This is a genomic window from Pseudarthrobacter xylosi (assembly GCF_055412765.1).
Genome location: NZ_JBVAYT010000002.1, coordinates 52,852 through 79,307 on the forward strand (window position 1 = coordinate 52,852; position 26,456 = coordinate 79,307).

Sequence of the window (26,456 nt, forward strand, 5' to 3'; positions counted from 1 at the left end):
AGAACCAAGAAGGCCGGCACTGATGTCCACCTTCAAATCCCTGCACATCCTCAACTACCGGATCTGGTTCATCGGCGCGCTGGTTTCCAACATCGGAACCTGGATGCAGCGGACGGCCCAGGACTGGCTGGTGTTTGACCACCTCACCGATCACGACGCCGGAGCCATGGGCATCACCATGGCACTGCAGTTGGGGCCACAGCTTTTCCTGGCGCCCGTTGCCGGATTGGTCGCTGACCGGTACAGCCGCCGGCAGCTGCTGATCATGACGCAGTCAATGATGGCCCTCCTCAGCACCGGCCTGGGCATCCTGGTGGTGCTCGGCGCCGGCCAGCTGTGGCACGTCTATGGCTTTGCCCTGCTGCTGGGCATGGTCTCCGCGCTCGACGCCCCGGTCCGCCAGACCTTCGTTTCTGAACTCGTGCGGGACGACTACCTGCCCAACGCCGTAGCCCTGAACAGCGCCTCCTTCAACGTGGCCCGCATGATCGGGCCCGCTGTGGCAGGGATCCTGACGGTGGCTGTGGGCCCCGGCTGGGTTTTCCTGATCAATACGGCCACGTTCCTGGCCATGCTCCTGAGCCTGTGGAAGATCCCGACGGCGTCCTTACGGCAGCTTCCCCGGGCGGCCCCGGGCAAGGGCCGCATCAGGGAAGGGCTGCGCTACGTCCGGTTCCGGCCGGACATTCTGGTGGTCCTCGTCGCCGTGTTCATTGTGGGCACACTCGGGCTTAACTTCGTGCTGTTCATCGCCGCGATGGTGGGCACGGAATTCGGGCTGGACGCCAGCGCCTTCGGGCTCATGAACTCCATCATGGCCATCGGTTCCGTGGCGGGCGCGCTCCTCTCCGCCGGCCGCGGCAAACCCCGCCTGCGGATGATCTTCGGCGCGGCGGCTGCCTTTGGCGTGACGGCGGGGCTGGCCGCGCTTGCCCCGAACTACTTCTGGTTCGGCGTCGCGCTGGTGCCGGTGGGACTGTTCGCGATCACTATGATGACCAGCGCCAACGGCTACGTCCAGACCACCACCGATCCCGTCATGCGGGGCAGGGTCATGGCCCTGTACATGGCCATCTTTATGGGCGGTACCCCCATCGGCGCGCCGTTGGTGGGATGGGTGGCCAACGTCGCCGGCCCCCGGTGGTCGCTTTCGGTGGCGGCCGCCTCCGGGATCATCGCCGCCGTGATCGGAATGATCTGGATCATCCGCGCCCAGCAGCTCCGGCTCACCTTCAACCGGCGCGCCCGCGGCCTGAGGTACTTCGGCGTCGTGTCGCATCTGGGCGTCCAACAACCGGGGGACAACGCAGACGGCGCCGCCCGGGATGAAAACCCGGACGACGCCGTCGGACGCTGACACGCTCACGTCACCACAAAACAGCGCGAACGTACACTTGGGGCCCCGGTTCTTGGGCCCCAAGTGTACGTTCGCGCGGTAAAGCTACTTGCGCAGTTCGCCCACCACGAATTCGATGCTTGCCAGCAGTGCGGAGACGTCGGCCGGCTCGATGGCCACAAACGTGGCGATCCGGAGCTGGTTGCGGCCCAGCTTCCGGTACGGCTCGGTGTCCACGATTCCGTTGGCGCGCAGCACCTTGGCGATCGCGGCGGCGTCGATCGAGTCGTCGAAGTCGATGGTGGCGATGACGTTGGAACGGTCCTCCGCCTTGGCCACAAACGGGGTGGCGTACTCGGAGGCCTCCGCCCAGGCGTAGATCCGGCCAGCGGAGTCAGCGGTGCGGGCGGACGCGAAGTCCAGGCCGCCGTTGGAGTTCAGCCAATGCACCTGCGCGTCGAGGGTCACCAGGGTGGAGAGCGACGGCGTGTTGTAGGTCTGGTTCAGTTTGGAGTTGTCGATGGCGGTCTGGAGATCCAGGAAGTCCGGGATCCAGCGGCCGCTGGCCTTGATCCTCGCGGCGCGTTCCAGCGCGGCGGGGGAGAAGAGGCCCAGCCACAGCCCGCCGTCGGACGCGAAGTTCTTCTGCGGGGCGAAATAGTAGACATCGGCCTCGGAGACGTCCACGTCCAGGCCGCCGGCTGCTGAGGTGGCGTCCACCAGGACCAGGGAATCGGCGTCGGCGCCCGCAACGCGCTTGACCGGAGCCGCGACGCCGGTGGAGGTTTCGTTCTGCGGCCAGGCGTAGACATCCACGCCTGCCTCGGCGGCCGATACCGGGCGGGTGCCGGGCTCGGACTTGATGATGGAGGAGGCGTCCAGGAACGGGGCCTTGTTGGTGGCTGAGGCGAACTTGGAGCCGAACTCGCCGAAGGACAGGTGCTGGGCCTTCTTCTCCACCAGGCCGAAGCTGGCGACGTCCCAGAAAGCCGTGGAGCCGCCGACGCCGAGGACCACTTCGTAGCCTTCGGGGGCGCGGAAGAACTGGCTGAGGCCTTCGCGGACGGAGCCTACGAGGTTCTTGACGGGAGCCTGACGGTGGGAGGTCCCCAGGATGGTCTTGGACGCCGCTGAGAGCGCCTCGAGCTGCTCCGGCCGGACCTTGGACGGGCCTGCGCCGAACCGTCCATCCTTTGGCAGGAGGTCGGCAGGAATAGTGATGCTGGTTTCGCTCACGGGGGCTCCAATTTCGGCATGGACGTCGCTCACGTCCGGACGGTGGGGTGGCCGGTAGTCGGCAGTGACTGGATAAGGACCTCCTTTATTCTGCCTGAACCCTTGATTGGGCGGGAACTGGCGCCGTCATAGTCCGGCCAATGAGACCGTTTCTTCCTGCCCGTGATTATCCAGACAAATTCAAAATAGGCTAAGCTTTTTAGCGGACCTCGCCGCTGAGCGGGACGCGATACGGTGGGACAACGCAAGGTACTGCGCTCGAGGAGCTGAGCTGGATGACGGATCTGATCGATACTACGGAGATGTATCTTCGGACCATTTTGGAGCTTGAAGAAGAGAACATCGTTGCTCTTCGCGCACGCATCGCCGAACGGCTGCGGCATTCCGGCCCCACGGTGTCCCAAACCATCGGCCGGATGGAGCGCGACGGACTGGTAGTGGTCTCCGGAGACCGCCATCTGGAGCTGACCGAAGCCGGGCGGAAACGCGCCACGGAAGTGATGCGCAAGCACAGGCTGGCCGAACGGCTCCTTGCGGATGTGATTGGCCTGGACTGGGCCTACGTCCACGATGAAGCGTGCCGCTGGGAGCACGTGATGAGTGAACGCGTTGAGCAGCGCATCTACGAATTGCTCAACCACCCCACCGAGTCGCCCTACGGCAACCCCATCCCCGGGCTGGCCGCACTGGGCGGGCCGGCGTCCGCGCTGCCTGACGCCGCTGTGATTAATCTCCTGGATGCGATGCAGGGCTACGGGCCGGCGTCGAACGTGACGGTCAGCCGGTTGGCCGAGCCCATCCAGGTGGAACCTGAGCTGCTGGTCCAGCTGGACGAGGGCGGAATCAGGCCAGGTGCCTCGGTGTCCCTGGAACGCGTGGGGGAGTACATCTCCGTGCGGGTTCCGGGCATAGAAGGGGCGCTCGAGCTGCCCCCGGAAGTGGCATCGCACGTCTTCGTTTCCGTCCGCTGACGGGACGGCGGTCCCCCCGCGTGGGGCCGCGGGATAGCGCAATGACGACTCGTTCCGCAAAGATAACGGAATTGTTACTGTCCAACTTAATCACCTATAGTTGAAACTCAGCGTCGATACAAAAGCGTTACCTGATCCGAAGCCGAGCTCTGCCAGCGGATCAGGTGCACGAGTCACCAACTGGCAGAGGCGGGGGAACCACAACCGGCAGTCGCGAGACTGCCTTGGGGTGAAGTCCGTCAGCAGCAAGCCTCTTCCAGCGAAGGATCCTCACGGGATATCTCTGCGCCAAGTGCTTGTCACGGCGGACCGGGTCTTTGAACTCTCTGACCCGAATCCGACAGCTAACTTCGCAGGCTACCCAGAGAGGAACATTCTTGACCACGCAATACTCCAGGGGCCGCCGTCGCGCGGCGGGTCCCGCTTCGGCGCCCAGAGTGGCCGAGGATTTCACCGCGGAAAGGCCCCGCGACCCACAGCGGGAAGCACGCCGCCGCCGGGGACCCTTCCGGCAGATGACGGATTTCGCCGCTGCCAGTGGCCTCGGCCAGAAGGCCGGCATCGCCTTGGCAGCAACAGGCCTGGCTCTCACGGTGACGGTTCCCGTGACCGGCCCCGTGATGGCCACCCCGGCGCCCGGCCAGCCGGCGTCGTCCGTTTCCGCCGCCCCGCAGCCCGAAGTTACCGCCGAAGCCGCCGCCCAAATTGACTTCAGCCGCTCATCAGTGGTTACCCAGGGTGATCCCGACGGCAAGCTGAAGCAGCTGCTGAGCGCCCAGTCCGCGGGATCCATTACCCGCGCCGCCTCGGCCGGAAGCCTGGGCTCGCCGCTGGCCCAGCTGGTTACGGCCTCACCCTTCGGATTCCGGGTCAGCCCCATCACCGGCGGCACCGGCGACTTCCACCGTGGCCAGGATTACGTGGCACAGTGCGGAACCTCCGTCATGGCCGCTGCCAGCGGCACCGTGACCTTCGTCGGCTGGCACCAGTATGGTGGCGGCAACCGCGTGGTGGTGGATCATGGCAACGGCCTTGAAACCACGTACAACCACCTCTCGTCCGCCAGCGTCAAGGTAGGCCAGACGGTCAGCCGCGGCGACGTAATTGCCCTCAGTGGCACCACGGGCGCGTCCACGGGCTGCCACCTCCACTTCGAGGTCCAGATCAACGGCGAAGTCGTCGACCCCACCGGCTGGCTCTGACTCAAATGATGGCAAACTCTCGGATCGCAGCGACGTGCCGTGACCTGAATGTGACATTGGCCAGGAACTCCTGTAACGTCTAAAGCGCGTCAACTTTTCCGAAGTTGACGTTCTTGAGTGGATTGCCTAGCTCTGCCACCGCTCAAGGTCCGTTCGCATGACATCGTCTGGCAGGGGCGGGGGAACCAATTTTGGTCTTCGATTCTGAAGGCCTTGGGGTTAAGTCGCAAAGCTTCCACTGTGAAGCAGCGTGGCCGGGTGACTCCCATCCGAATCCGACAGCTCACCTCGTAGGCATTGGGAGAGGCTACCTTCGTGTCTTCACGCCATAATTCTGCGCGCCACCGCGCACAACCGGTTCGCACCAACCCCTTGGACTCCGTGTCCAAGGCAGTCAGTGCTAATGCCGGGACCGTAGGTCGCCAGGCTGCCGTTATCGCAGCTGCATCAGGTCTGATCCTGAGCATGGGGCTTCCGGCCAACGCCGCGGATACCACCGCCGGCGTTTCCGCCTCTACCGAGTCCGGTTCCGCGCAGACGGCACTCGCCGTAACTGCGGCGCCCACGGCTACCGTTTCCTTCGAGCGCCCCGTGATCAAGACCACGCCGGCACCGAAGGTTGAGACGGTTCGTGCGCAGTCCACGGCCTCCGAAACCGGGGCTCAGGGTGCTGCCGCAACCGAGGCCGCGGCCTCCAAGCTCGCTGACACTGTCTCCTCCGCTGCCGCTTCGGGTCTGGCAGCACTTGCCTACACCGGTATCGGCCACCCCTACGTTTGGGGCGGCACCACTCCCAATGGCTGGGACTGCTCAGGCTTTACGCAGTGGGTCTACGCCCAGGCCGGCATCAGCATTCCCCGCACCAATGCCTGGACAGCCATGCGGCCCACCGCCACACCGGCTCCCGGTGACCTGGTCATGCAGAATGGCGGCGCCCACGTTGGCATTTACGTCGGCAACGGCATGATGATCAGCGCACTTAACCCGTCACAGGGCACGCTGCTGCACTCCGTGGCCTCCACAGGCGGCGGATCCTTCTACACCATGAAGTAGAAGAACCGCACTTCGCTGGAAACTTTTCGCTAAATCCCCGTTCGGGGCGTGCCGGCGTACCCCCAAGATGCCGGCGCGTCCAAAGCCCTCGTGCTGCCCACGCGGTCCTGAGGAAAACGAAAGAGAGAAATTAATGACTACACGTGCAACTGTTGCACGGCACCGCGCCGAGGTCGCCAAGACCAACTCGCTGGCTGTCATTGCCAAGGCTGTCGGCGACAACGCCGGCGGCATGGGCCGTCAGGCCGCGGTTATCGCTGCCGCTTCCGGCCTTGTCCTGACCAGTGGTATCGCTGCGAACGCGGCAGACACCGGAGTGCAGCACGAAGGTGCTTCCGCTTCGAACCTTGAGGTTGAGGTTTCGGCCCCGGCCATTATTTCCGCTGCTTCCACCATTGCCATCTCCTACGAGAAGCCGGCCGTGACCACCACTCCGGCTCCGGTTGAGGCTCCCGAGCCGGTTGTTGAAGCTCCGGCTCCAGCTCCGGCCAAGGCCGCGGCCACTATCAAGGTAGCGTCGGCAACCCCTGCCGCTCCCTCGGCTCCCGTCGCTGCCAGCGGCAAGGGTGCTGCCATCCTGTCCGCTGCGTACGCGCAGCTCGGCGTCAGCCAGGACTGCACCATGCTGGTGACCAACGCCCTGGCCGCCGTGGGCATCAACTACCACGGCTGGCCCGCCGGCTACCTGTCCCTGGGTAAGACCGTGAGCGCCGCCGAGGCCCAGCCCGGCGACCTGATCTACTACGCAGACGGCGGCGCGGGCATGGCCCACATTGCCGTGTACGCGGGCAACGGCCAGGCAGTCCACGGCGGTTACAACGGCAACCAGACCGTTGTATTCAGCGCCAATGTTGGTTCAGGACCGGTTTTCATCCGCGTGTCCTAGCAGCTGCTTGAGTGTTCAAAGGACCCCCGCCTCACGGCGGGGGTCCTTTGCTGTCTGCGGGCTGTCGCACAAATCCGGACGGGCGGCCAGGCCCGACACGGGATCCCGGATACTTCCGGATTAGTTGATCCCGGGATTCTTTGTTTACTCTTGTGGTGTCGATCCATAGCCCGGATATGCCGGGGGCAGCCGGCCCTCGTGCCCCTGACGGGTGCGGCCACAAAGAGGTACGTGCATGCGCACTCTCGTTCTGAATGCTGGATATGAACCGCTGGCGGTAGTCACCTTCCGCCGGGCGCTGGTGCTTGTGCTCACGGGCAAGGCCAGCGTTATTGCCGAAGGCGATGACCCTGTGGTGGGGCCCCAGGAGATTATGGGCCGCCCGTCCGTGATACTCCTGAACCGCTACATCCGCCCCAGATACAACCAGAGCACCGCTGTCAGCCGCCGCGGCGTCCTGCGGCGGGACGGCCACCGCTGCGCTTATTGCGGCAAAGGGGCCCACACAATCGACCATGTCCAGCCCAAATCACGTGGCGGCGCCGACTCCTGGGAAAACCTGGTGGCCGCGTGCCTCCGCTGCAACAACAGCAAGGGCGATCACACCCCGGCTGAAATGGGCTGGAAGCTCAGGTTTGTCCCGGAACCGCCGCACGGCACCATCTGGCAGATCAAGGAACTTGAGAAGCCAACGCCGGCCTGGGATCCATTCCTGCTGCCGGAACGGGCTGCCTGATTTCGCGCCGCTGCTTCAGCCCCGCGCAGCATCCCGGCCCCGAGCAGTATTGCAGCCCCGAGCAGTATTCCGGCCTGCACGGTTAAGCTGGGTGGGTGGACGCTGACCCCCTCGAATTCGATGCCGTCATCCTCGCCGGCGGCCGTTCGTCGCGGCTCGGTGGCGTGCCCAAACAGAGCCTGACGTACGACGGCGACTCCCTGTTGCGCCGCTCGGTGGCCGCTGCCGGGGGTGCCGGAGCCGCCGTAGTGGTCGGGCCGGATATCCCGGAAGTGCCTGGCGGGGAGGTCCCGGCCGGGTTTCTGCGCTGCCGCGAGGACCCTCCGTTCAGCGGCCCCGCGGCTGCCATTGCGGCCGGGCTCGCGGCACTGGCCGCTGCGGGCGGCAGCCGTCCCGGGCTGACGCTGGTGCTGGCCTGCGATATGCCCAACGTAGGGCAGGCGGTGGCGGCGCTGAAGGCTGCGTTGCGTTCACGAGGGCCCGGCGCAGGACCTGCCGCAGGCAGTCCTGCGGGCCTGGAACCGGACGGCGTGGTGGCCGTCTCGGAGGATGGCCGCCGCCAGCCGCTCATTGGTTTTTATAGCACAGCCGCGCTACAACGTTCCGTGGCAGAACTGGAAAGCACAGGACGCTTAATCAACGGGTCGGTGAGGGCACTCCTTGCTAGTCTGGACGTGCAGCTTGTCGCCGTTCCGGCCGGCTCCACGGCAGACGTGGATACCTGGGACGATGCCGCCGCACTTGGAGTGGCCGGTCCGGATCCCCTGAGCGGGCTCCGGGGCAACACGGCCGCGAACGATTTGGGAGGCAGAGCGTGAAAAGCCAGGAAGAGACGCTGGAAGAGTGGTGCAGGTCCTTGCTCCAGGCGTATGAACTGGAGGACGTCCAGATCGACGTCAACACCATTCTGTCGCTGGCCGGCGTGGCAGCCCACTCAGTGGTCCGCCCGGCTGCCCCGCTCACCACTTTTATTGCCGGATTCGCCGCGGGCCTGGCTGCGGGATCGGGACAGGCCTCGAACGGCGCCGCCATGACCGCTGCCATGGACCGTGCCCGCAGCCTGGCTGCTGACTATGACGCCGAATCCGCCGGGACCCCCGTCGAATGACTCCCGTTCAGTGACCGCCGCCACCGGCGACGTATCCGAAAATCCTGAGCAGCAGTCAGCCCCGTCAAAGCACCTCGCCCACACCTGGGATGAGGCGCGCAAGGCCGCTTTTGATATCGCCACGCCGATTCCGCCCGGCCAGGTTCCCCTGGGCCAGGCCCTGGGCAGGGTCCTGGCCAGCGACATCACTGCGTTGCACGACATGCCGCACTACGCGTCATCGGCGATGGACGGCTGGGCCGTCAACGGCACTGGTCCCTGGATCGTGGCAGAACCCGGCCAGCGGCTGGCACCCCACCAGGCCAGCCCCATCGTCACCGGCGGACTGATCCCGCCCGGTGCTAAAGCTGTCCTGCGCAGCGAAGCTGCCGTGCTTGGAACGGACGACGACGGCCTTCCGCTGCTGATGACCGGCGGCACCGCCCGCCCCGGCGAGCCCGGGAACGGCCAGCACATCAGGAAGGCCGGCGAAGAAGCCGCCGCGGGAGAGGTGCTGGTCAAAGCCGGCGTAACACTGAACCCGGCCCATCTGGCGGTGGCGGCCCTGGCCGGGCACGATGACCTGCTGGTCCAGGGCAAGCCCGTGGTTAAACTCCTGCTGACCGGCTCCGAAGTTGTTGCCCAGGGGCTGCCGGTCCCAGGACAGGTCCGGGACACCTTCGGTCCGCAGCTCGCGGCCGTTGTGGGAATGCTCGGCGGCATCAACGGCGGCCAGGAACGGATCGGCGACTCTTACGCTGAGTGGCTGGACGGACTGGCGGACCTCCCACCCGAGGTGCCGGACCCCTCCGCGCTGCCAGCCGACGTCGTGATCACCACCGGCGGTACGGGCGTCTCAGATACCGACCACCTCCGCCGGGCCGTGGCGGAACTGGGCGGGCGGCTGGTTATTGACGGCATCGCCATGCGCCCCGGCCATCCGGCTGTCCTGGCCGAGCTCCCCGACGGTCGATTTGTCCTGGGTCTCCCCGGAAACCCGCTGGCGGCCATGATGGCACTGTCCACGGTGGGCGAACCGCTGCTGGCGGCGCTGGGCCACGGCAGTATGCCGCCGGTGCAGGAGGTCCCGTGCGGGACTACCATCGAGCCTGAGCCGGGACGGACCAGGCTGATGCCCTTCCGGCTTCTGTACGGGATGGCGTCACCGGCCAAGCACGCAGGTCCCGGGATGATGCGCGGACTGGCGTCGGCGCACGGAGTGCTGGTTGTTCCGCCGCATGGGGTACAGCTGGGCGAACCAGTCCCGGCGTTCGCATTGCCGTGGGGGCCGCCCGTGCCCGCGCCCACGGAGCCGGGTACCAAGCCCAAGGGCCGGCCCGCCGCGAAGCCGGCCACCCGGGCAGCTGGCAAGGACGCTGCGAAGCCCGCCGGCCCGGTGGACTGGAGTGCACTGCTGGGATAAGCGACGTGCTGCGGAATCCCGTACGCCGCGGCCCGGCCAGTGGTGCAATGATGGACCCATGAACAGCGCCAGCCGGCAGGTCCGGAACGTCCACGGGGCCCTTCGAGACAGTCCGGAGGTTCGCTGATGGGGCGCGTGACGCAGCGCCGCAAGGTGCACAAGTATGTTTTGGATGGCTCGCCCAGTGCCCTTGAGTTCCCGGTCCGCCACCGCGAGGACGTCCTCGCCGTCGAAGAGCCGCTGGAAATCCGGATCGGTTCGCTGTCGTTTTCGGTGACCATGCGGACTCCCGGGGACGACTTTGACCTGGTGGCCGGCTTCCTGGTGTCCGAGGGGATCATCTGGGCGCCCGAGCACCTCGTGTCGTTGCGGTTCTGCGCCGGCGAAGACGAAGACGGCGTCCAGACGTTCAATGTGGTGGAGGCCCAGCTGCGGCCCGACGTCGAACTCCCGGCGAAGGGACGGAACGTCTTCACCTCAAGTTCCTGCGGTATCTGCGGCACGGACTCGATTGAGGCAGTGCGCAAGTCTTCCCATTTCAGCCCGGCGGCGGATCCTTTGACCGTGCCCGCCGACGTGCTGGCTTCCCTTCCCGGACGGCTCCGCGAAGCCCAGGACGTTTTTGACGTCACCGGCGGAGTGCACGCCGCGGGCCTCTTCCGCATAACTGACGACGGCGGCGTGCAGCTCTTGTGCCTCCGCGAGGACGTGGGACGCCACAATGCCGTGGACAAGGTAGTGGGCTGGGCCCTGCGGGAGCGGTTGCTTCCGCTGACCGGGCTGGTCCTGCAGGTCTCGGGCCGCGCATCGTTCGAACTCGTGCAGAAAGCAGCGTTGGCGGGAATTCCCGTACTGGCGGCAGTGAGTGCACCATCGAGCCTTGCTGTGGAGCTGGCGGAGGCCAGCGGCATGACCCTGGCAGGATTCAGCCGGGGCACGAGCCTGAATATCTACGCCGGGCATGGCAGGATCACGCTGCCAGCAGCGCCGGTTCCTGCTGGCGTTGCTGGCGATGCTCCGGGGCGGACCCGGCCAAGTTAAGCGCGAACGCGCCGGGATAAAACGGCGCCGGCACCTTCGGCGGAGATTTCCCGTGACGCTTGGTTATTGAGCTACTAGCCGGTAGATTTTATCCATCGATTGGACGCGTTTGGTCCGGCTTTGAGTACTCCAGTTCAAGCACTAAGAGGGTTTACATTGCATGACGACCGCCGGATCACCGAAGTCCGCCTGGACCGGTTTGTCCGCGAGCGGATCATTCCCGCGGTTTACGCCCGCACCGTTCCGCTGAACCTAAGCAGCTGGGATGCGCCCGGCGAACCGGTGTCCGTGCTGGATGCGCTGCGGAATCGCTTCGAGCCGCAGGAACACGGTGCTGCCTGGGGCAAGCCGTGGGGGACCAAGTGGCTGCGCCTGCAGGGCGACGTCCCGGAGGCCTGGGGCACCGGCCCGGACACTGCCGTCGAAATCGTGGTGGACCTTGGCTTCATCAACGAGGCCCCCGGATTCCAGTGCGAGGGAATCGCCTGGCGACCTGACGGCACCATCATCAAGGCGATTTCGCCCCGGAACCAGTACATTCCGCTGAAGCTCCTGGGCAGCGGCATGTCCGTTGACTTCTACGTTGAGGCGGCCGCCAACCCGGACATGGCACAGGGCTGGACCTTCGCCGCCACACCCTACGGGGATAAGGCAACAGCAGGAACGGCGCCGCAGTACCGGCTGGGCAGGATCGCCATCGCCGAACTCAACCAGACCGTCTGGGAACTCCAGCAGGACATCTGGACCCTCGCCGGGCTCATGCACGAACTCTCCCCGGAGCAGCCGCGGCGCCATGAGATCCTCCGTGCGCTGGAACGGATGATGGACCAGATGGATCCCGACGACGTCCCAGGCACCGCCGCCGCCGGGCGGGCAACCTTGGCCGAAGTCCTGTCCAGGCCCGCCTACGCTTCCGCCCATCAATTGGTGGCTACGGGCCACGCCCACATCGATTCCGCCTGGCTCTGGCCGGTGCGTGAAACCATCCGCAAATGTGCCCGGACGTTCTCCAACGTGGTGGCGCTGATGGATGAGGATCCGGGCTTTGTGTTTTCCTGCTCGTCAGCCCAGCAGTTGGCCTGGATGAAGGAGTTCTACCCGGAGCTTTTCAGCCGGATCCGGGAAAAGGTCAAGGCCGGGCAGTTCGTCCCGGTGGGAGGCATGTGGGTCGAGTCGGACACCAACATGCCCGGCGGCGAGGCCATGGCCCGGCAGTTCATTGAGGGCAAGAACTTCTTCCTCGACGAGTTCGGCGTCGAATGCCGCGAAGCCTGGCTTCCGGATTCCTTCGGCTATTCCGCGGCCCTGCCGCAGATCGTCAAGTCGGCGGGCAGCCGCTGGTTCCTGACGCAGAAGATCTCGTGGAACCAGGTCAACCGCATGCCGCACCATACCTTCAACTGGGAAGGCATCGACGGCACCCGGCTGTTCACGCACTTCCCGCCCGTTGACACCTACAACGCCGAGCTCAGCGGACGCGAACTGGCGCACGCCGAACGGAATTTCCGCGACCACGGGCGCGGCAATACCTCGCTTGTCCCGTTCGGCTACGGCGACGGCGGCGGCGGACCCACGCGGGAAATGCTGGCGGCCGCCAGCCGCACCGCGGACCTCGAAGGTTCGCCTAAAGTCCGTGTGGGTTCCGCCGAGAGTTTCTTCGCACAGGCTGAGGAAGAGTACCCCTCCCTGCCCGTCTGGGTGGGGGAGATGTACCTGGAGCTCCACCGCGGCACGTACACCAGCCAGGCCCAGACCAAACGCGGCAACCGGCGCAGCGAACACCTGCTCCGCGAGGCCGAACTATGGTGCGCCACCGCTGCCGTCCGCAGCCCCGGTTCGTTCGAGTACCCGGCAGCAGAGCTGAAGCGACTCTGGCGGCTGGTGCTCCTGCAGCAGTTCCACGACATCCTGCCCGGCAGTTCCATTGCCTGGGTCCACCAGGACGCGGAACGTAACTACGCCGCCATCAGCGCCAGCCTCGAAACCCTGATTGGGCAGGCAGCGGCCGCGCTCCTCGGCGAGGGGTCGCAGACCTTCCTGCTCAACGCCGCACCGCACGCGCGCAACGGGGTTCCAGCGTTGGCGGCCGCGGAGCTTTCGGCGACCGGCCAGTCGGTTCAGGCAACCGCTGTGGATGGCGGTTATGTGCTGGACAACGGCATCATCAGGGCGGTCCTGGATGCCGATGGCCTGCTTGCCTCCCTGACCGACTACGCCACTGGACGCGAAGCCATCGCTCCAGGTGCCCGCGGCAACCTGCTGGAACTCCACCGGGACACGCCCAACCAGTGGGACGCCTGGGACATCGATGAGTTCTACCGCCGCAACGTCACGGCCCTCACTGCGGCGCAGGCCATCCGGCTGGAGCATGCCGGAACCAGTGCCGTTGTGGTGGTTGACCGGGTTGCCGGCTCGTCACCGCTCACCCAACGGATCAGTCTGGATGCCGGCAGCGGCTCCCTCACCATCACCACCACTGTTGAGTGGCAGGAGAGCGAGAAACTGCTCAAGCTGGGCTTCCCGCTGGACGTTAGAGCGGACCGCTCCGCGTCGGAGACCCAGTTCGGCCATGTCTTCCGTCCCACCCACGTCAACACCTCTTGGGAAGCCGCCAAGTTCGAGATCTGCGCGCACCGCTGGATCCATGTGGCCGAACCCGGCTACGGTGTCGCGATTTCCAACGCTGCCACCTACGGACACGATGTCACCAGGAGCGTGCGCGATTCCGACGGCGGGACTACCACTTCGGTGCGTCTCTCGCTGTTGCGCGCACCGAAGTTTCCGGACCCGACGGCGGACCGCGGCCGCCAGGAACTGATTGTGACCATCCGCCCCGGCGCCGGAATCGCCGAAGCCGTGGAGGAGGGGTACCGCACCAACCTTGCACCCCGGCTGGTGAAGGGCGCCCACGGCGTGGAGCCGCTGTTCGCCGTGGACAACCCCGCCATCGTCATCGAGGCGGTCAAGCTTGCCGAGGACGCTTCAGGCGATGTTGTGGTCCGCCTCTACGAGTCCTTGGGGCAGCGGTCCGCAGGCGTGCTCAGGGCCAACTTCCCGGTCACAGCCGTCCAGGCCACGGATCTGCTGGAGCGGGCCACCGACGCCCCGGGGGTCAGCACTGCCGCAGGAGAGCAATCAGTGGACCTTTCGCTGCGCCCATTCCAGCTGGTGACCCTGAGGTTCGCGCGGTAGGTGCGGCATGGATGCAGCTGTTCCGCCAGCACTTGGGTGAGTCAGCACTCGGGCGGAGCAGTAAGGGTACCTGGCCGTTAAATGGCTGAGTGGGGGCGGTCCCCAACGGCCCGCCACCACTCATCCCCCCAAAGGATGCAAAGACTCAACAGGCCCGGCGTCCGGGAATCTATCCCCGTTCGCGAACACCGGCACCTAACTTCACACATTCATGATTGTGCCATGTCTAATGATTTTGTGAAAGTGTGAAGGCTACTTTGCAGTAGAAGTCCTTGACCGAGGGCCGCCCCGCCCGTGCCGGAGCCTGGCCACCGCGATCAAAGCCAGGCCAACAACAAAGCAAAGAATTGCGGTGTAATTGATCAGGAATGTCGCCGCTCCCCAGTTGGGCGGATAGAAGGGGAAGAGCAGCGATAGCGTGATGGCCACCGAGCCTGTGCCAAGCAGGAAGGCGGCGATGCGAACCAGGGTGGGCAGCGTACTGCGGACCGCGCGCACCATGGCCGGCAGCAGGACCAGCGAAACGTAGGCCGGATAGGTGCGGCCAGCGGACCCGTAGTACTGGACCAGGTCCCGATCTTTGTCATCCTGGCCTGCCACGGCAACCAATCCCACGGTTGAGCCGCCGGTGTCCATCATCAGGAACACACCAAGCACGGTCAGGGAAGTCAGGCCCAGGACAGCCATCCCGATCCGTCCGGTGAGCAGCCGGTAGGCGTCGTTGGCTCCAAAGCCCTTGGTGACGCGCATGCCCACGCAGAAAATAGCGGCGAAGATGACAAAACGGAGCAGGAGGTTCGCCACGTTAACCCCGCCGAGCGCCTGGTCAATGGCAAGGTACGGCCCCCGGATGCTGAGCAGGGTGGCGAGCGTCATCAGCGTAAAGATGTAGAAGATCGTCCTGTTCTTCCCCCGCACGGCACTGGGAACACGCGCGATGGCCACCAGACCACAGACGGTCAGCGTGGACCACTGCAGGATTTCGATCATCCCAGGTTCTCCCAAATCTTTTCGGTTGTCTCGTGATCATGTTCCTGCCGGCGGAGGGCCCTGCCGAGAGTCTGCAGCCTGTCGCCGGCCAGCGTGGTCAGCTCGCCGTCGGACAGGCTGTCGAGCGCGGCGAGCCGGGCTCCGGGAGGCCAGCCGGCCTCCGCCTCCGTGATCAGCCCGGTGGCCACCAGGCCGCTGGCAGGGCCGACGCCGGCGGCAACGGAAGTGGCAACCGCCAGTTCGGGAGCCAGCCGGTTTGCGGTCAGTTGTGCCGAGTAGTTCTGCGGGGCGATGCCGGTGGCGGCAGAGACCCGGTGCCGCAGTTCGCCGTCGTCGATGGCTTCCACCCAGTTCTTGACCGAGGTGGCGTGCGGGGCCGGCTCCAACGCAGACGAACCGGCCGGCGCCTCGGCTGTCGGCACACCGCCCGGGTCCGCGGCGGAGCGGGCCAGAATTGCCCGTAGGAGGTCCGGGGTGGAGATCTGGCTGACCAGTTCGGACCCGATGGGCGGTCGAGTGTCCGCGAGCTGGCTGTAAGCGTCGAACGACGCCAGCGCCGAGACGGGGTTGACGTTGTACGCCCGGCTGATGCTGACCACTGTTGCCTCTGCCACCTTGCCCCGGACAAGCTGCTGGGCCAGCGTGGTGCGCTTGATGCCGGACACCCGGCAGATGTCTGACGTGCTCGTGTGCGGGGCGATGCCGTGCAGCCAGCGCTGGAACGCTTTGGCAGGAATAGGCATATCGGCTCTCTGCTGAACGGATGATTGCCTTTTGATTTTAGCCTGTTCTTGCGCAGGCGGTTTGGTGCAGCATCCCGATTCGACTATGCTTGATGGTCGAGCCCGTTGGTCCGTACACCCCCCAAGTCCGGACCAGCGGGCTCTTTAGTGCCCTAGCACTTTTCGGGGCGTCGCATTGCGGATTTCCCGCAGTTTCGGCCGATTCAGGCGGGCTCCTCCGGCCGGGCGGCGAGAGGACGGACCAACCTATGACTGCAACCCTTGTTGCCAAAGATCTTTCCGGCGGCCACGACCACCGGACACTGTTCGCCAATCTTTCCCTCACGGTGGCCCCCGGCGACGTGGTGGGTGTGGTGGGCGCCAACGGCGCCGGAAAATCCACCCTGCTGCGCCTGCTTGCCGGAGTGGACCAGCCCCAGGGCGGCAGCGTCAGCCTCGCCCCCGCCGATGCCTTTGTGGGCTGGCTGCCCCAGGAACACGAGCGCGTCGCTGGCGAGACCGTGGCCGGCTACATCGCGCGCCGGACCGGCTGCGCCCAGGCCACCGTGGAGATGGAGTCCACCGCGGAGGCCTTGGGATCTGGCGCACCGGGAGCCGACGACGCCTACTCGCTGGCCTTTGACCGCTGGATGGCCTCCGGCGCGGCAGACCTCGACGAACGTATTCCGCCCGTCCTGGCCGACCTCGGCCTGGACACCGGAGCAGACGCTCCCATGACCGGGCTCTCCGGCGGCCAGGCCGCCCGTGTGGCCCTCGCTGCGCTCCTGCTCAGCCGCTTCGATGTTGTGCTGCTGGACGAGCCCACCAACGACCTTGACCTGGCCGGCCTGGCCAAATTGGAAGCTTTTGTCCAGGGCCTGCGCGGCGGTGTGGTGCTGGTGTCCCATGACCGCGAGTTCCTGGCCCGCTGTGTCACCACCATTGTGGAACTGGACCTGGCGCAGAATTCCGTGGCCGTGTACGACGGCGGCTACGAGGCCTTCCTCGAGGAGCGCGCCGTGGCGCGGCGCCACGCGAGGGAAAAGTTCGAGGAGTTCTCCTCCACCAAGGCAGACCTGGTCTCCCGTGCCCGGACCCAGCGCGAATGGAGCTCCCAAGGGGTGCGGAATGCCATGAAGAAGAGCCCGGACAATGACAAGATCCGCCGGGCCGCCAGCACCGAGTCATCGGAAAAGCAGGCACAGAAGGTCCGGCAGATGGAATCCCGGATTGCCCGGCTGGACGTGGTGGAGGAGCCGCGGAAGGAATGGCAGCTGCAGTTCACCATTGGCCAGGCGCCCCGCTCCAGTGCAGTGGTGGCCACCTTGCGTGACGCCGTCGTGAAGCAGGGAAGCTTCACGCTGGGCCCGGTGAACCTGCAGCTGAACGCGGGGGAGCGGATCGGGATCACCGGCCCCAACGGAGCCGGCAAGTCGACGCTGCTGCGCCTGCTCCTGGGCGTGCAGGCGCCGGACGCCGGCAACGCGGCCATGGGTGCCTCGGTGGCCGTGGGCGAAATTGACCAGGCCCGGGGACTGCTGGCCGGGAGCCTCTTCCTTGGCGACGCCGTCGAAGCTGTGCTCACGGACCTGAATCCGGCGGAGGTCCGCACCCTGCTGGCCAAGTTCGGGTTGAAGGCGGACCACACCTCACGCCCGGTGGATTCGCTGTCGCCGGGGGAACGCACCCGCGCCGCCTTGGCACTGCTGCAGGCCCGCGGCGTGAACCTGCTGGTCCTGGACGAACCCACTAACCACCTTGACCTGCCCGCCATCGAGCAGCTGGAAGAGGCACTGGGAAGTTATGAGGGCGCTTTGCTGTTAGTAACCCATGACCGGAGGCTGCTGGAGAATGTTCAGCTGGATGTCCGGTGGAACGTGGACAACGGAATGGTAACTGAACTGATGGCAGACGACTCTTCACAGGCGGGGCACCAGCGATGAGCATGGACGGCGTCGCCTGGCACTCCCTGTACAACATCTCCCGGGCCAAGAACGGCTCCAAGCCCTTCTCCAAGGCCACCCTGAAACGGGTCATGGGTTTCGCCCGCCCGCACCGGACAAAACTGATCGCGTTTGTGGCGCTGTCGATTGTGATGGCGTTCCTGGCTGTCGCAACCCCTGTCCTGGCCGGTCAGGTGGTTGATGCCATCGTGGCCAAGGCGGGTACCGACGAAGTGATTCGGCTGGCGATGCTGATCGCCGTCGTGGCCGTAGCCGAAGCAGGGTTGGGACTCGTCAGCCGCTGGCTGTCCTCCAACATCGGCGAAGGCGTGATCGTGGACCTGCGCACCCGGGTCTTTGACCATGTGCAGAAGATGCCCATCGCGTTCTTCACCCGTACCCGCACCGGGGCCCTGGTCAGCCGCCTGAACAACGACGTCATCGGCGCCCAGTCCGCCTTCGCCGGAACCCTTTCCGGCGTGGTCAGCAACGTGGTGGCCCTGATCCTGACGCTGATCGTGATGCTCGGGACGTCCTGGCAGGTCACCGTGCTCGCCATGATCCTGCTGCCGATCTTCCTCATCCCCGCCCGCCGGATGGGCTCCCGGCTCGCGGACCTGCGCCGTGAGGCCGCAGACCACAACGCAGCCATGGGCACCCAGATGACCGAACGGTTCTCCGCTCCGGGCGCCACGCTGGTGAAGCTCTTCGGCCGGCCGGATGAGGAATCCCGCGAGTTCGCCGTCCGGGCCGGCCGCGTCCGGGACATCGGCGTCCGCACGGCCATGCTGCAGTTCACCTTCGTCACCGCGCTGACGCTGGTCTCCGCGCTCGCCTTGGCCCTGGTCTACGGCCTGGGCGGCTGGCTGGCCATCGGCGGGCAGCTCGCCGCGGGTGACGTGGTGGTGCTGGCACTGCTGCTGACCCGCCTCTACGCCCCGCTCACCGCCCTGTCCAACGCCCGCGTGGAAATCATGAGTGCGCTGGTCAGCTTCGAGCGGGTCTTCGAGATCCTGGACCTCAAGCTCCTGATCCAGCAGAAGCCCGACGCCGTGGCCATCCCGCCGGGACACGTGTCCGTGGAGTTCGACGACGTCCGCTTCGCCTACCCCTCCGCGGACAAGGTCTCGCTGGCCTCGCTCGAGGAAGTGTCCACGCTGGACACCCGCGGCGGCGAAGAGGTGCTGCACGGCATCAGTTTCCGCGTGGAACCCGGCCAGACCGTCGCCCTGGTGGGTTCCTCCGGTGCCGGAAAGTCCACTATCGCGCAGCTGCTTTCCCGGCTGTACGACGTCGATTCCGGGGCAGTGCGGCTCGGCGGCACCCTTCCCGGGACGGGACTGGACGTCCGTGACGTCACCTTCGATTCCCTGCGCGACACCCTGGGCATGGTCACCCAGGACGGGCACCTGTTCCACGAGTCGATCGCGTCCAACCTCCGGCTCGCCCGGCCGGACGCCACCGAAGAGGACATGTGGGACGCCATCCGGCAGGCCCGCCTTGAGACCATGATCCGGTCCCTGCCCGACGGCCTGGACACCGTGGTGGGGGAGCGCGGCTACCGGCTCTCCGGCGGTGAACGCCAGCGCCTCACCATCGCCCGGCTCCTGATCTCCCAACCACGGGTGGTCATCCTCGATGAGGCTACCGCCGCACTGGATTCGACGAACGAAGCCGCCGTGCAGGCGGCCCTGGGCGCCGCGCTCGAGGGGCGCACCGCCGTCGTGATTGCCCACCGGCTGTCCACCATCCGTGCCGCCGACGTCATCCTGGTGGTGGAGGACGGGCAGATCGTGGAGCGCGGTAACCACACGGAACTGCTGGCCGCCGATGGCCGGTACGCCGAGCTCTACCAGACGCAGTTCGCCGAGGCCTCGGCCGTGGCAGCGGAAGCCGTTCCGGAGTACTAGACCCTGCCCCTAGCGGCGCAGCGCGGCCAGTTCCGGCAGGATGTGGTCCGTGAGCAGCGGGGCGAGGTCCGCGGGTGGCGGCGCGCCCCGATCCAGCGCAGCCAGGTCCAGCCAGCGGATCTCGGCGATCTCAGCGGAGGGGTGCGCCGTCCAGGTTCCGGGCGCGGTAAATACGGTGGCTTCGATGTCCGTGGCGGCCTCGTTGGCGGCGTCGGCGATCCAGACGCCCATCAGCTTCAGATCCTGCGGGTCCAGCACGATCCCCACTTCCTCCTGAAGTTCCCGCGCCGCGGCGTGGACGGCGGTTTCACCGTCTTCTGGCTTGCCGCCGGGGTGCATAAACATGCTGGTGCCGCGCTTGCGGACCGTCAGGAGCCGGCCGGCGTCGTCGAAGACACAGACGGCGGAGACAACAATGCGGGCTTTCACGGTTCCGAGCCTAGCCTGTTCAGACCTGACGCTTCAGGCCAGTCGATTCAGACCTGACGCTTCAGGGCGGATGTCAGCAGCAGGTCCTTGCGCGGGCCGGTCACATCCCACGTGTAACGGAAGTTGTCCGGGCCGTCGTAGGTGTAGGCCACCCGGTACGTATCGGGATCGCACCAGTGCTGGTCCTGGCTGGCCTCCGGCGTGAAACTCATCCGGTGAAAGGGCCGCCCGTCGGCAAAAAACACGTCCAGGGCGTCGATCCGGTCTGCGGGTTTCAGGACGTAGTCACGCGAGGCGGGGCCGGTAAAGGCGGGCCAGCGCATGGTGCCTTCTTCACGGAAGGCCAGACCGCCGTCGTCCGTTGGGGAAAAACGTACGACGCCGGCAAAGGTTCCGTGAGTGCCGGTGGACCGGTCCAGCAGTTGCCGTTCAACGGCCCATTTCCCGTGAACGGGCAACTCCCCGGCCGGTGAGGGGCCGAGCAGGTAGGCGCGGAGGCCAAACTCCGGTGACGGAAGATTCAAGTGCCCTCGATTGGAATCGAACCAACGACACCGGCTTTAGGAGAGCCGTGCTCTATCCACTGAGCTACGAGGGCGCGTGTCCGCTGTTCCGGCAGGGCCGGTCCGTCCGGACACGGATACAAGCATACAAGGTGGGAGGCCGTACTACGCTCTTGGCATGAGATCAGCCCTGACGTCCGCCCCCGCCGTGGCCTACCTCCCGGACACCGCCTCCGCCCGCCAGTACATCGGCGCCTGGTCCGTGCTGAGTGTCCTGCAGTATTTTGTGGCGGAAACTGCGGTGATCGGGGCGTGGGGCGGCCCGCAGCCCTATGACCGCCGGACCGGATACATCAGCGACCTCGGCGCGCTTCATTGCGGGATCTATGACGGCCGGGACGTGTGTTCGCCGCTGCACTGGCTGATGAACGCCTCGTTTGTGATCCAGGGGCTGGGCATGCTGCTCGGTGCGCTGCTGCTGGGCTCGGGGCTGCTGTGTGTGGCCGCCCGTGCCGGAGCGCGCGTCCAGCCGGCGCGCCGGAAGCCTTGGCTGGCGGCGGTCTGCGTTCGCATCCTGACCGGCGCCGCCGGTGCCGGGACCATGATCGTGGGGTTGGTGCCGGAGGATGCCGGCTCCGCCTTCCACTTCATCGGCGCGGTGGTGTATTTCCTCGCCGGCGCGGCGGCCCTCGTGGCGCTGGGCGCCCTGTGGCTGCGGCAGACGCCGCTGGGGTGGTTTGTCCTGGCGTGCGGCGTGGTGTCGCTCGCCGCGCTGGCGACCGGGGGGCTGACGGGCATGGACGTTCCGGAGCCGGGCACGCTTGAGAGGCTGATGGGCTACCCCGTCACTGTGGGTGTGGCAGCGGCGGGCCTGGTGATCGCACAGCGGGTCCACCGGCACCGGAAGGAAGTACGCTCGGTGCGGTCTGCAGGTGGCCGCTGACCCAGTGCTCCAGACGTGGCGGACTCAGGGCCGGTCGAGGAAGAAATCCCGGAAATCGGTGAGCGAAGCACCCCCGGGGTAGCCGAGTGCATCGGCGCCCACCGACACCGCGTCGTCGGGTGAAAAAATACTGACCGAGAAGGTGCCGGTCTTAAGGTCTTCGGTTTCCTCCAGCATCGCCGGAAGGGCTCCCTCCAGCGCCCGGGCAAGCACTGCCTCGTCGCTGTCTGTCCCCACCAGCTTCGCGGTGATGAAGTTTCCCGAGGTGTTCATGTTCACGTGGAGCTGCGCCGAGGTGCCCCCCGGAACGAACATCGCGGCGTCCTGCATGGCGGTCTTCAGGCGGTCAGCCGGTGCGGGTCCACCCACGCCGCATGCTGAGAGGCAAACAGAATAAGCCCCAGGAGCATGGCCGAAGCGAACGGTTTAGAAAATCTGCGCAAGGTCACTTCGGCTCACCCGCCAGAACCTCCGCCGCCTTGTGGACAGTTAATGCCCAGGCCAGTCTTCTGATCTCAAAGATATTGAGAGCAGGATCCGTCCGTGATTCCCCCATGGATTCCCCCAGTGTTTAAGATCCGGCATCAAATGCCAGCACTGGACACACTATCGGGGTGTCCGGCAGGAACGGTATGGGGAGAACTCTCCGGAGGTAGGGGCGGGAGCCTACTGCTGGCGCGGCCGTTTGCCCAGAAACACCGCCGCTGCCCCGGCCAGCAAGCTGAGGACGAACAGCACCCACCCGCCAACGGTGAGCCCGGATGCCAAGGCGACCTGGCCGGCGTCGACCGTTTCCGATCCCAGCGCGGCGTCGATGGCGACATTGCCCCACAGCCGGACCACCACAAACAGCAGCGGGACGGCCCAGAGCGCCCAGCGAAGGGACTTCTTGGCGACGTTGGTACCGATCAGCAGCAGCCAGGTGAAGCCGAAGATCAGCGGGAAGAGCGTACCGGCAGTCTTGTGGACGTAGTTGAGCTGGCCGCGGGCGTCGTCGTTCATGACGGCGTTAAGCTGGCCAACGTAGCCGGCGTCGAAACCGCCCACCAGTGAGTCCGGCATGGCCAGTCCGGTGGAGAGCTGGGTGAGCTGCTGCATCGTGAGCAGGTGGACGTACCAGAACAGGAACAGGCTGACAACGACGCCCGCGATGAGGATCAGGTTGGTGTTGTTCTGGGCCTTCTGCGGCGAACGGCTGGTGGTGGGGTTGATAACCGGCGGAAGGCTGTGCTGCGGAACAGCCGCCTTGGAGCCGTGCTTTTTGATCCGCTGCGCTGGGGTTTTGGCCATGGCACCATTATCCCGCCGCCTAAACTGGGTCCATGACCACTGGCAGGCACAGCGCCCTTGAACTTGACCCCGCCCTGGACGATTACCAACTGGCCTCCGCGCTGGTGCGCGAAGCCGGGCAACTGGCGCTCCTGATGCGCATGGCCGGACTGCAGTCCCAGCAAAAAACCTCCATCTCTGACGTGGTGACCGCCGCGGACCACGCAGCGGAAGCATACGTGCTGGGGCAGCTGCAGCGCTGCCGGCCGGAGGACGGCATCCTGGGGGAGGAAGGCGCCTCTGTGGCCGGCACCAGCGGCCGCACCTGGGTGATCGACCCCGTGGATGGCACCTACAACTTCCTGCACGGATCCACGTACTGGTGCTCGGCCCTCGCGCTGAAGGATTCCTCCGATGTGCTGCTCGGCGCCATTTTCCAGCCGGAGGAGGACAAACTCTGGCTCGGCGGCACGGCCCACGCGGCCACCCTGAATGGCGAGGTGCTGACCTCCTACCGGGACGCGGGGGCCGGCCAGGACAGCACCGCGCGCAACGCAACGGCGCTCGCCGAACTCGGCGCAGCCACCTACATCCACCCCACCTGGCTGATGGATCCGCTCTGCGCCATGCCGTGGCACGCTGCCGCCACATCCGCCGCGGCGCTACGGATGTTCGGCTCCGGGTCCTGCGACCTGGGCCGGGTGGCCGATGGCCAGCTGGGATGCTGGTTCCAGCACAGCTGCCCGGAATGGGACTGGCTGCCAGGTAAGGCAATCGTCCGGGCCGCCGGCGGTGCCACCGACACGGTCCGGATCAACGGACTGGACTGGTTTATGGCGGGAGGCACGACGGCGGTACGCGAGTTGCGTGCGGCCCTCGAGTCGGGCTCCGTGGCCTGAGTCCGGGCCGCTTTTGCGCGGTTCCGGGGGTGGTCTCGCGGTGTTATCCACAGGGTTGGACCTGACTGTCAGCCCCACCGCCTAGACTTGTAGGCACCATGGATATGTTGTTTGACCCGTACTCTGACGGACCGTTCAAGGCCGCCGCGCCAGCCTCCGCCCGCACCAAGTCGCGCCCGGAAGGACTTGCCGCGGCCGCCGAATTCGGTGGCGGCGGGCCCGGTGGAGGGTCCGCCAACGGCCCCGAACACGCAGCAGGACAAGGCGCCCAGCGCACGGCCGGCTGGGCGAACCAGCAGCCTGCTTATGACAGCAACGGCGAGCCGGCCCACCACCGGCCCAATGCCGAGGAACTCCTGCAGGGACTGAACCCGCAGCAGGAGGAGGCCGTCAAGCACGCCGGCGGCGCCCTGCTTATTGTGGCCGGCGCCGGCTCGGGCAAAACCCGCGTCCTCAGCAACCGGATCGCGTACCTCATTGCCACCCGCCGCGCGCATCACGGTGAGATCCTGGCCATCACGTTCACCAACAAAGCCGCCGCCGAGATGCGGGAGCGCATCGCTGCGCTGGTGGGTGGACGTGCCAAGATCATGTGGATTTCCACGTTCCACTCGTCCTGCGTTCGTATCCTGCGCCAGGAGGCCGCCAACGTGGGCCGGAAGTCGAATTTTTCCATCTACGACTCCGCGGACTCGCTGCGGCTGGTCGTCCAGGTCTCCAAGAGCCTGGACCTGGATCCCAAGAAGTTCGCGCCCAAGGCCATCCAGCACAAGATTTCCGCGCTCAAGAACGAGCTCATCGACGCCGATTCCTACGCGTCGTCCGCGAACCACAACGATCCCTTCGAGTCCGCCGTGGCCGACGTCTTCAAGGGCTACACCCAGCGGCTGCGCCAGGCCAACGCCATGGACTTCGATGACCTCATTGCCGAGACGGTCTACATGTTCCGGGCCTTCCCTGCGCTCGCCGAGTCCTACCGGCGGCGTTTCCGGCACGTCCTCGTGGACGAGTACCAGGACACCAACCACGCCCAGTACGCCCTGGTCCGTGAGATTGTGGGTGAGGGCCCCGGAGCATCCGAGCTCACCGTCGTCGGCGACTCCGACCAGTCCATCTACGCCTTCCGCGGTGCTGACATCCGCAACATCGTGGAGTTCGAGAAGGACTACCCGGACGCCCGCACCATCAAGCTGGAGCAGAACTACCGCTCCACCCAGAACATTCTCAGCGCGGCCAACTCCGTGATCTCGCGCAACCCCAACCGCCCGGACAAGCGGCTGTGGACCGCCGAAGGCGAGGGCCACAAGATCATCGGCTACGTGGGCGAGAACGAGCACGCAGAGGCCCAGTTCATAGCCAAGGAGATTGACCGGCTCCAGGACGAGGACAACCTCCGCCCCGGTGACGTCGCCATTTTCTACCGCACCAACGCGCAGTCCCGTTCCATTGAGGACGTGCTGGTCCGGGTCGGCCTGCCGTACAAGGTGGTGGGCGGCACCCGCTTCTACGACCGCAAGGAAATCAAGGACGCCCTCGCGTACCTCCGGGTTCTGGTGAACCCGGACGACGACGTCAACCTGCGCCGGGTGCTCAACGAACCCAAACGCGGCATTGGTGACCGCGCCGAAGGTGCCGTGGCCGCGCTGGCCGCGCGCGAACGGATGTCGTTTATGGCCGCCGCCCGGCGGGCTGACGAAGCCCCCGGCATGGCCACCCGTTCCGTCAACGCTGTCCTCGGGTTTGTTAAACTGCTGGACGACCTCGCAGAGGTAGCCTCCGGTTCCGGTGCCGCCGCCGCGCTGGAGGCCGTCCTGGAACAGACCGGCTACCTTGCCGGGCTGCGTTCCAGCACTGATCCACAGGACGAGTCCCGCGTGGAGAACCTGGCGGAACTCGTCGCCGTCGTTCGTGAATACGAACAGGAGAACCCGGAAGGGTCCCTGGGCGCCTTCCTGGAACAGGTCTCCCTGGTGGCAGACGCGGACCAGATCCCGGACGCGCCGGGCGCGGACATCGACGCCGCCGTGGCGGAAGCCAAACGCCTCGGGGTGGTCACGCTGATGACCCTCCACACCGCCAAGGGGCTCGAATTCCCGGTGGTGTTCCTGACCGGCATGGAACACGGGCTGTTCCCGCACCAGCGCTCGGCCACGGACCCCAAGGAACTCGCCGAGGAACGCCGGTTGGCCTACGTGGGCCTGACCCGCGCTCGCAAGCGCCTCTACGTCACGCGGTCCGAAGTCCGCAGCATGTGGGGCCAAAGCCAATACAACCCGGCCAGCCAATTCCTCGAGGAAATCCCCGCCGAACTGGTGGAGTGGAAACGCGAAGGCACCAGCAAGCAGTCCGGCGGGTGGGGGAGCAGCGCGGCGATCGGCTCCAGCCGTTACGGCGGATCCTTCTGGGGCGCCGGCACGTCCCGCGGTGCGGCCGCTGACTCGTCGGCAGGCTTCAACGCGGACGTCCCCGCAGCCATCGCCAAGAACCGGGTCCAGCCGCAGAAGGAGATTGTCGCCGTCAGTGTGGGCGATAAGGTCAACCACACCAGCTTCGGCAACGGCACCGTGCTGGCGCTGGAAGGCGCGGGGGACAAAACGGTGGCCAAGGTGAAGTTCGACGTCGGAGAGAAGCGTCTCCTGCTCCGTTACGCGCCGCTCACGAAGCTCGACGCCTAGCCCCAGGCTG

General features: G+C 66.2%; 23 protein-coding genes, 1 tRNA gene and 2 riboswitches. Of the genes, 16 read left to right on the plus strand and 8 right to left on the minus strand.

Going from position 1 to position 26,456, the window contains the following annotated elements; all coding sequences use genetic code 11:
- The first annotated feature begins 22 nt into the window (after window positions 1-22).
- Window positions 23-1,357 (plus strand): MFS transporter, encoded by a 1,335-nt coding sequence (locus tag ACZY1F_RS04300; RefSeq protein WP_463940448.1) that lies wholly within the window; start codon window positions 23-25, stop codon window positions 1,355-1,357.
- A gap of 84 nt (window positions 1,358-1,441) precedes the next feature.
- Here the strand turns inward: ACZY1F_RS04300 and serC are convergent, their stop codons facing one another.
- On the minus strand, window positions 1,442-2,572 hold the full coding sequence (gene serC, locus ACZY1F_RS04305; protein ID WP_463940449.1) for a phosphoserine transaminase: 1,131 nt from the start codon (window positions 2,570-2,572) through the stop codon (window positions 1,442-1,444).
- Between the two features lie 275 nt (window positions 2,573-2,847).
- On the opposite strand from serC, the gene ACZY1F_RS04310 reads away from it, so the two are divergent.
- The 10 genes from ACZY1F_RS04310 (at window position 2,848) to ACZY1F_RS04355 (ending at window position 14,163) form a co-directional block, all read left to right on the plus strand.
- A complete protein-coding gene (locus ACZY1F_RS04310) occupies window positions 2,848-3,543 on the plus strand; it encodes an iron-dependent transcriptional repressor DtxR (RefSeq protein WP_463940450.1) in 696 nt (231 codons plus the stop codon).
- Window positions 3,544-3,682: 139 nt separating this feature from the next.
- Window positions 3,683-3,917: riboswitch (cyclic di-AMP (ydaO/yuaA leader) on the plus strand.
- Window positions 3,918-3,920: 3 nt separating this feature from the next.
- On the plus strand, window positions 3,921-4,745 hold the full coding sequence (locus tag ACZY1F_RS04315; protein WP_463940451.1) for a M23 family metallopeptidase: 825 nt from the start codon (window positions 3,921-3,923) through the stop codon (window positions 4,743-4,745).
- A gap of 148 nt (window positions 4,746-4,893) precedes the next feature.
- Window positions 4,894-5,056, plus strand: a riboswitch (cyclic di-AMP (ydaO/yuaA leader).
- Window positions 5,057-5,126: 70 nt separating this feature from the next.
- Window positions 5,127-5,798, plus strand: a complete 672-nt coding sequence (locus tag ACZY1F_RS04320; RefSeq protein WP_463941124.1) for a C40 family peptidase — start codon at window positions 5,127-5,129, stop codon at window positions 5,796-5,798.
- A 133-nt stretch (window positions 5,799-5,931) separates the two neighbouring features.
- On the plus strand, window positions 5,932-6,684 hold the full coding sequence (locus ACZY1F_RS04325; protein ID WP_463940452.1) for an NlpC/P60 family protein: 753 nt from the start codon (window positions 5,932-5,934) through the stop codon (window positions 6,682-6,684).
- Window positions 6,685-6,919: 235 nt separating this feature from the next.
- Window positions 6,920-7,420 carry an HNH endonuclease gene (locus tag ACZY1F_RS04330; protein WP_463916402.1) on the plus strand — a complete coding sequence of 167 codons (501 nt, stop codon included), beginning with the start codon at window positions 6,920-6,922 and terminating at the stop codon, window positions 7,418-7,420.
- Between the two features lie 95 nt (window positions 7,421-7,515).
- Window positions 7,516-8,238, plus strand: coding sequence for a molybdenum cofactor guanylyltransferase (gene mobA, locus ACZY1F_RS04335; protein ID WP_463940453.1), 723 nt, complete (start codon window positions 7,516-7,518; stop codon window positions 8,236-8,238).
- The gene (locus ACZY1F_RS04340; RefSeq protein WP_463940454.1) at window positions 8,235-8,528 is read left to right on the plus strand and encodes a DUF6457 domain-containing protein; all 294 of its coding nucleotides are present in this window, start codon (window positions 8,235-8,237) and stop codon (window positions 8,526-8,528) included. Before mobA ends, ACZY1F_RS04340 begins: the two co-directional genes overlap by 4 nt.
- A 10-nt stretch (window positions 8,529-8,538) precedes the next feature.
- Entirely contained in the window at window positions 8,539-9,930 is a 1,392-nt protein-coding gene (locus tag ACZY1F_RS04345; protein WP_463940455.1) for a molybdopterin molybdotransferase MoeA, read from the plus strand.
- 126 nt (window positions 9,931-10,056) lie between these two features.
- Entirely contained in the window at window positions 10,057-10,971 is a 915-nt protein-coding gene (gene fdhD / locus ACZY1F_RS04350; protein WP_463940456.1) for a formate dehydrogenase accessory sulfurtransferase FdhD, read from the plus strand.
- A gap of 156 nt (window positions 10,972-11,127) precedes the next feature.
- Window positions 11,128-14,163 (plus strand): alpha-mannosidase, encoded by a 3,036-nt coding sequence (locus ACZY1F_RS04355; RefSeq protein ID WP_463940457.1) that lies wholly within the window; start codon window positions 11,128-11,130, stop codon window positions 14,161-14,163.
- A 252-nt stretch (window positions 14,164-14,415) separates the two neighbouring features.
- Here ACZY1F_RS04355 and ACZY1F_RS04360 read toward each other — a convergent pair whose 3' ends face one another.
- Together ACZY1F_RS04360 and ACZY1F_RS04365 are read right to left on the minus strand one after the other, a co-directional pair.
- Complete coding sequence (locus ACZY1F_RS04360) at window positions 14,416-15,153, minus strand: hypothetical protein (RefSeq protein ID WP_463940458.1); 738 nt, start codon at window positions 15,151-15,153, stop codon at window positions 14,416-14,418.
- A complete protein-coding gene (locus ACZY1F_RS04365; protein ID WP_463940459.1) occupies window positions 15,150-15,896 on the minus strand; it encodes a hypothetical protein in 747 nt (248 codons plus the stop codon). The genes ACZY1F_RS04360 and ACZY1F_RS04365 overlap by 4 nt, the downstream gene beginning before the upstream one ends.
- 248 nt (window positions 15,897-16,144) lie before the next feature.
- On the opposite strand from ACZY1F_RS04365, the gene ACZY1F_RS04370 reads away from it, so the two are divergent.
- Together ACZY1F_RS04370 and ACZY1F_RS04375 are read left to right on the plus strand one after the other, a co-directional pair.
- Entirely contained in the window at window positions 16,145-17,818 is a 1,674-nt protein-coding gene (locus ACZY1F_RS04370) for an ABC-F family ATP-binding cassette domain-containing protein (RefSeq protein WP_463940460.1), read from the plus strand.
- Window positions 17,815-19,728, plus strand: a complete 1,914-nt coding sequence (locus ACZY1F_RS04375) for an ABC transporter ATP-binding protein (protein ID WP_463940461.1) — start codon at window positions 17,815-17,817, stop codon at window positions 19,726-19,728. Before ACZY1F_RS04370 ends, ACZY1F_RS04375 begins: the two co-directional genes overlap by 4 nt.
- 9 nt (window positions 19,729-19,737) lie before the next feature.
- On the opposite strand, the gene ACZY1F_RS04380 is transcribed toward ACZY1F_RS04375, so the two are convergent.
- The 3 genes from ACZY1F_RS04380 to ACZY1F_RS04390 form a co-directional block, all read right to left on the minus strand.
- Window positions 19,738-20,157: an NUDIX hydrolase gene (locus ACZY1F_RS04380; protein ID WP_463940462.1), complete on the minus strand. Its 420-nt coding sequence runs from the start codon at window positions 20,155-20,157 to the stop codon at window positions 19,738-19,740.
- 47 nt (window positions 20,158-20,204) lie between these two features.
- Entirely contained in the window at window positions 20,205-20,681 is a 477-nt protein-coding gene (locus tag ACZY1F_RS04385; protein ID WP_463940463.1) for a DUF6314 family protein, read from the minus strand.
- A 1-nt stretch (window position 20,682) separates the two neighbouring features.
- Window positions 20,683-20,755: transfer RNA gene (locus tag ACZY1F_RS04390), tRNA-Arg, on the minus strand.
- Window positions 20,756-20,838: 83 nt separating this feature from the next.
- Between ACZY1F_RS04390 and ACZY1F_RS04395 the strand changes: the two genes are divergently transcribed.
- On the plus strand, window positions 20,839-21,603 hold the full coding sequence (locus tag ACZY1F_RS04395; RefSeq protein WP_463940464.1) for a DUF998 domain-containing protein: 765 nt from the start codon (window positions 20,839-20,841) through the stop codon (window positions 21,601-21,603).
- Between the two features lie 24 nt (window positions 21,604-21,627).
- On the opposite strand, the gene ACZY1F_RS04400 is transcribed toward ACZY1F_RS04395, so the two are convergent.
- Both ACZY1F_RS04400 and ACZY1F_RS04405 read right to left on the minus strand, forming a co-directional pair.
- Window positions 21,628-21,972, minus strand: a complete 345-nt coding sequence (locus ACZY1F_RS04400; RefSeq protein ID WP_463940465.1) for a hypothetical protein — start codon at window positions 21,970-21,972, stop codon at window positions 21,628-21,630.
- Window positions 21,973-22,269: 297 nt separating this feature from the next.
- Window positions 22,270-22,893: a hypothetical protein gene (locus ACZY1F_RS04405; RefSeq protein WP_463940466.1), complete on the minus strand. Its 624-nt coding sequence runs from the start codon at window positions 22,891-22,893 to the stop codon at window positions 22,270-22,272.
- A gap of 32 nt (window positions 22,894-22,925) precedes the next feature.
- Here ACZY1F_RS04405 and ACZY1F_RS04410 point away from each other — a divergent pair, with 32 nt between their 5' ends.
- Complete coding sequence (locus tag ACZY1F_RS04410) at window positions 22,926-23,771, plus strand: inositol monophosphatase family protein (protein ID WP_463940467.1); 846 nt, start codon at window positions 22,926-22,928, stop codon at window positions 23,769-23,771.
- A 98-nt stretch (window positions 23,772-23,869) separates the two neighbouring features.
- Window positions 23,870-26,446 carry a DNA helicase PcrA gene (gene pcrA, locus ACZY1F_RS04415; protein WP_463940468.1) on the plus strand — a complete coding sequence of 859 codons (2,577 nt, stop codon included), beginning with the start codon at window positions 23,870-23,872 and terminating at the stop codon, window positions 26,444-26,446.
- Window positions 26,447-26,456: the final 10 nt, after the last annotated feature.

Coding starts and splice junctions, on each gene's coding strand:
- ACZY1F_RS04365 (WP_463940459.1), bottom strand. CDS start 15,896: ATGCCTATTCCTGCCAAAGCGTTCCAGCGCTGGCTGCACGGCATCGCC.
- ACZY1F_RS04300 (WP_463940448.1), top strand. CDS start 23: ATGTCCACCTTCAAATCCCTGCACATCCTCAACTACCGGATCTGGTTC.
- ACZY1F_RS04410 (WP_463940467.1), top strand. CDS start 22,926: ATGACCACTGGCAGGCACAGCGCCCTTGAACTTGACCCCGCCCTGGAC.
- ACZY1F_RS04405 (WP_463940466.1), bottom strand. CDS start 22,893: ATGGCCAAAACCCCAGCGCAGCGGATCAAAAAGCACGGCTCCAAGGCG.
- ACZY1F_RS04375 (WP_463940461.1), top strand. CDS start 17,815: ATGAGCATGGACGGCGTCGCCTGGCACTCCCTGTACAACATCTCCCGG.
- ACZY1F_RS04310 (WP_463940450.1), top strand. CDS start 2,848: ATGACGGATCTGATCGATACTACGGAGATGTATCTTCGGACCATTTTG.
- fdhD (WP_463940456.1), top strand. CDS start 10,057: ATGGGGCGCGTGACGCAGCGCCGCAAGGTGCACAAGTATGTTTTGGAT.
- ACZY1F_RS04360 (WP_463940458.1), bottom strand. CDS start 15,153: ATGATCGAAATCCTGCAGTGGTCCACGCTGACCGTCTGTGGTCTGGTG.
- ACZY1F_RS04330 (WP_463916402.1), top strand. CDS start 6,920: ATGCGCACTCTCGTTCTGAATGCTGGATATGAACCGCTGGCGGTAGTC.
- ACZY1F_RS04325 (WP_463940452.1), top strand. CDS start 5,932: ATGACTACACGTGCAACTGTTGCACGGCACCGCGCCGAGGTCGCCAAG.
- pcrA (WP_463940468.1), top strand. CDS start 23,870: ATGGATATGTTGTTTGACCCGTACTCTGACGGACCGTTCAAGGCCGCC.
- ACZY1F_RS04370 (WP_463940460.1), top strand. CDS start 16,145: ATGACTGCAACCCTTGTTGCCAAAGATCTTTCCGGCGGCCACGACCAC.
- ACZY1F_RS04395 (WP_463940464.1), top strand. CDS start 20,839: ATGAGATCAGCCCTGACGTCCGCCCCCGCCGTGGCCTACCTCCCGGAC.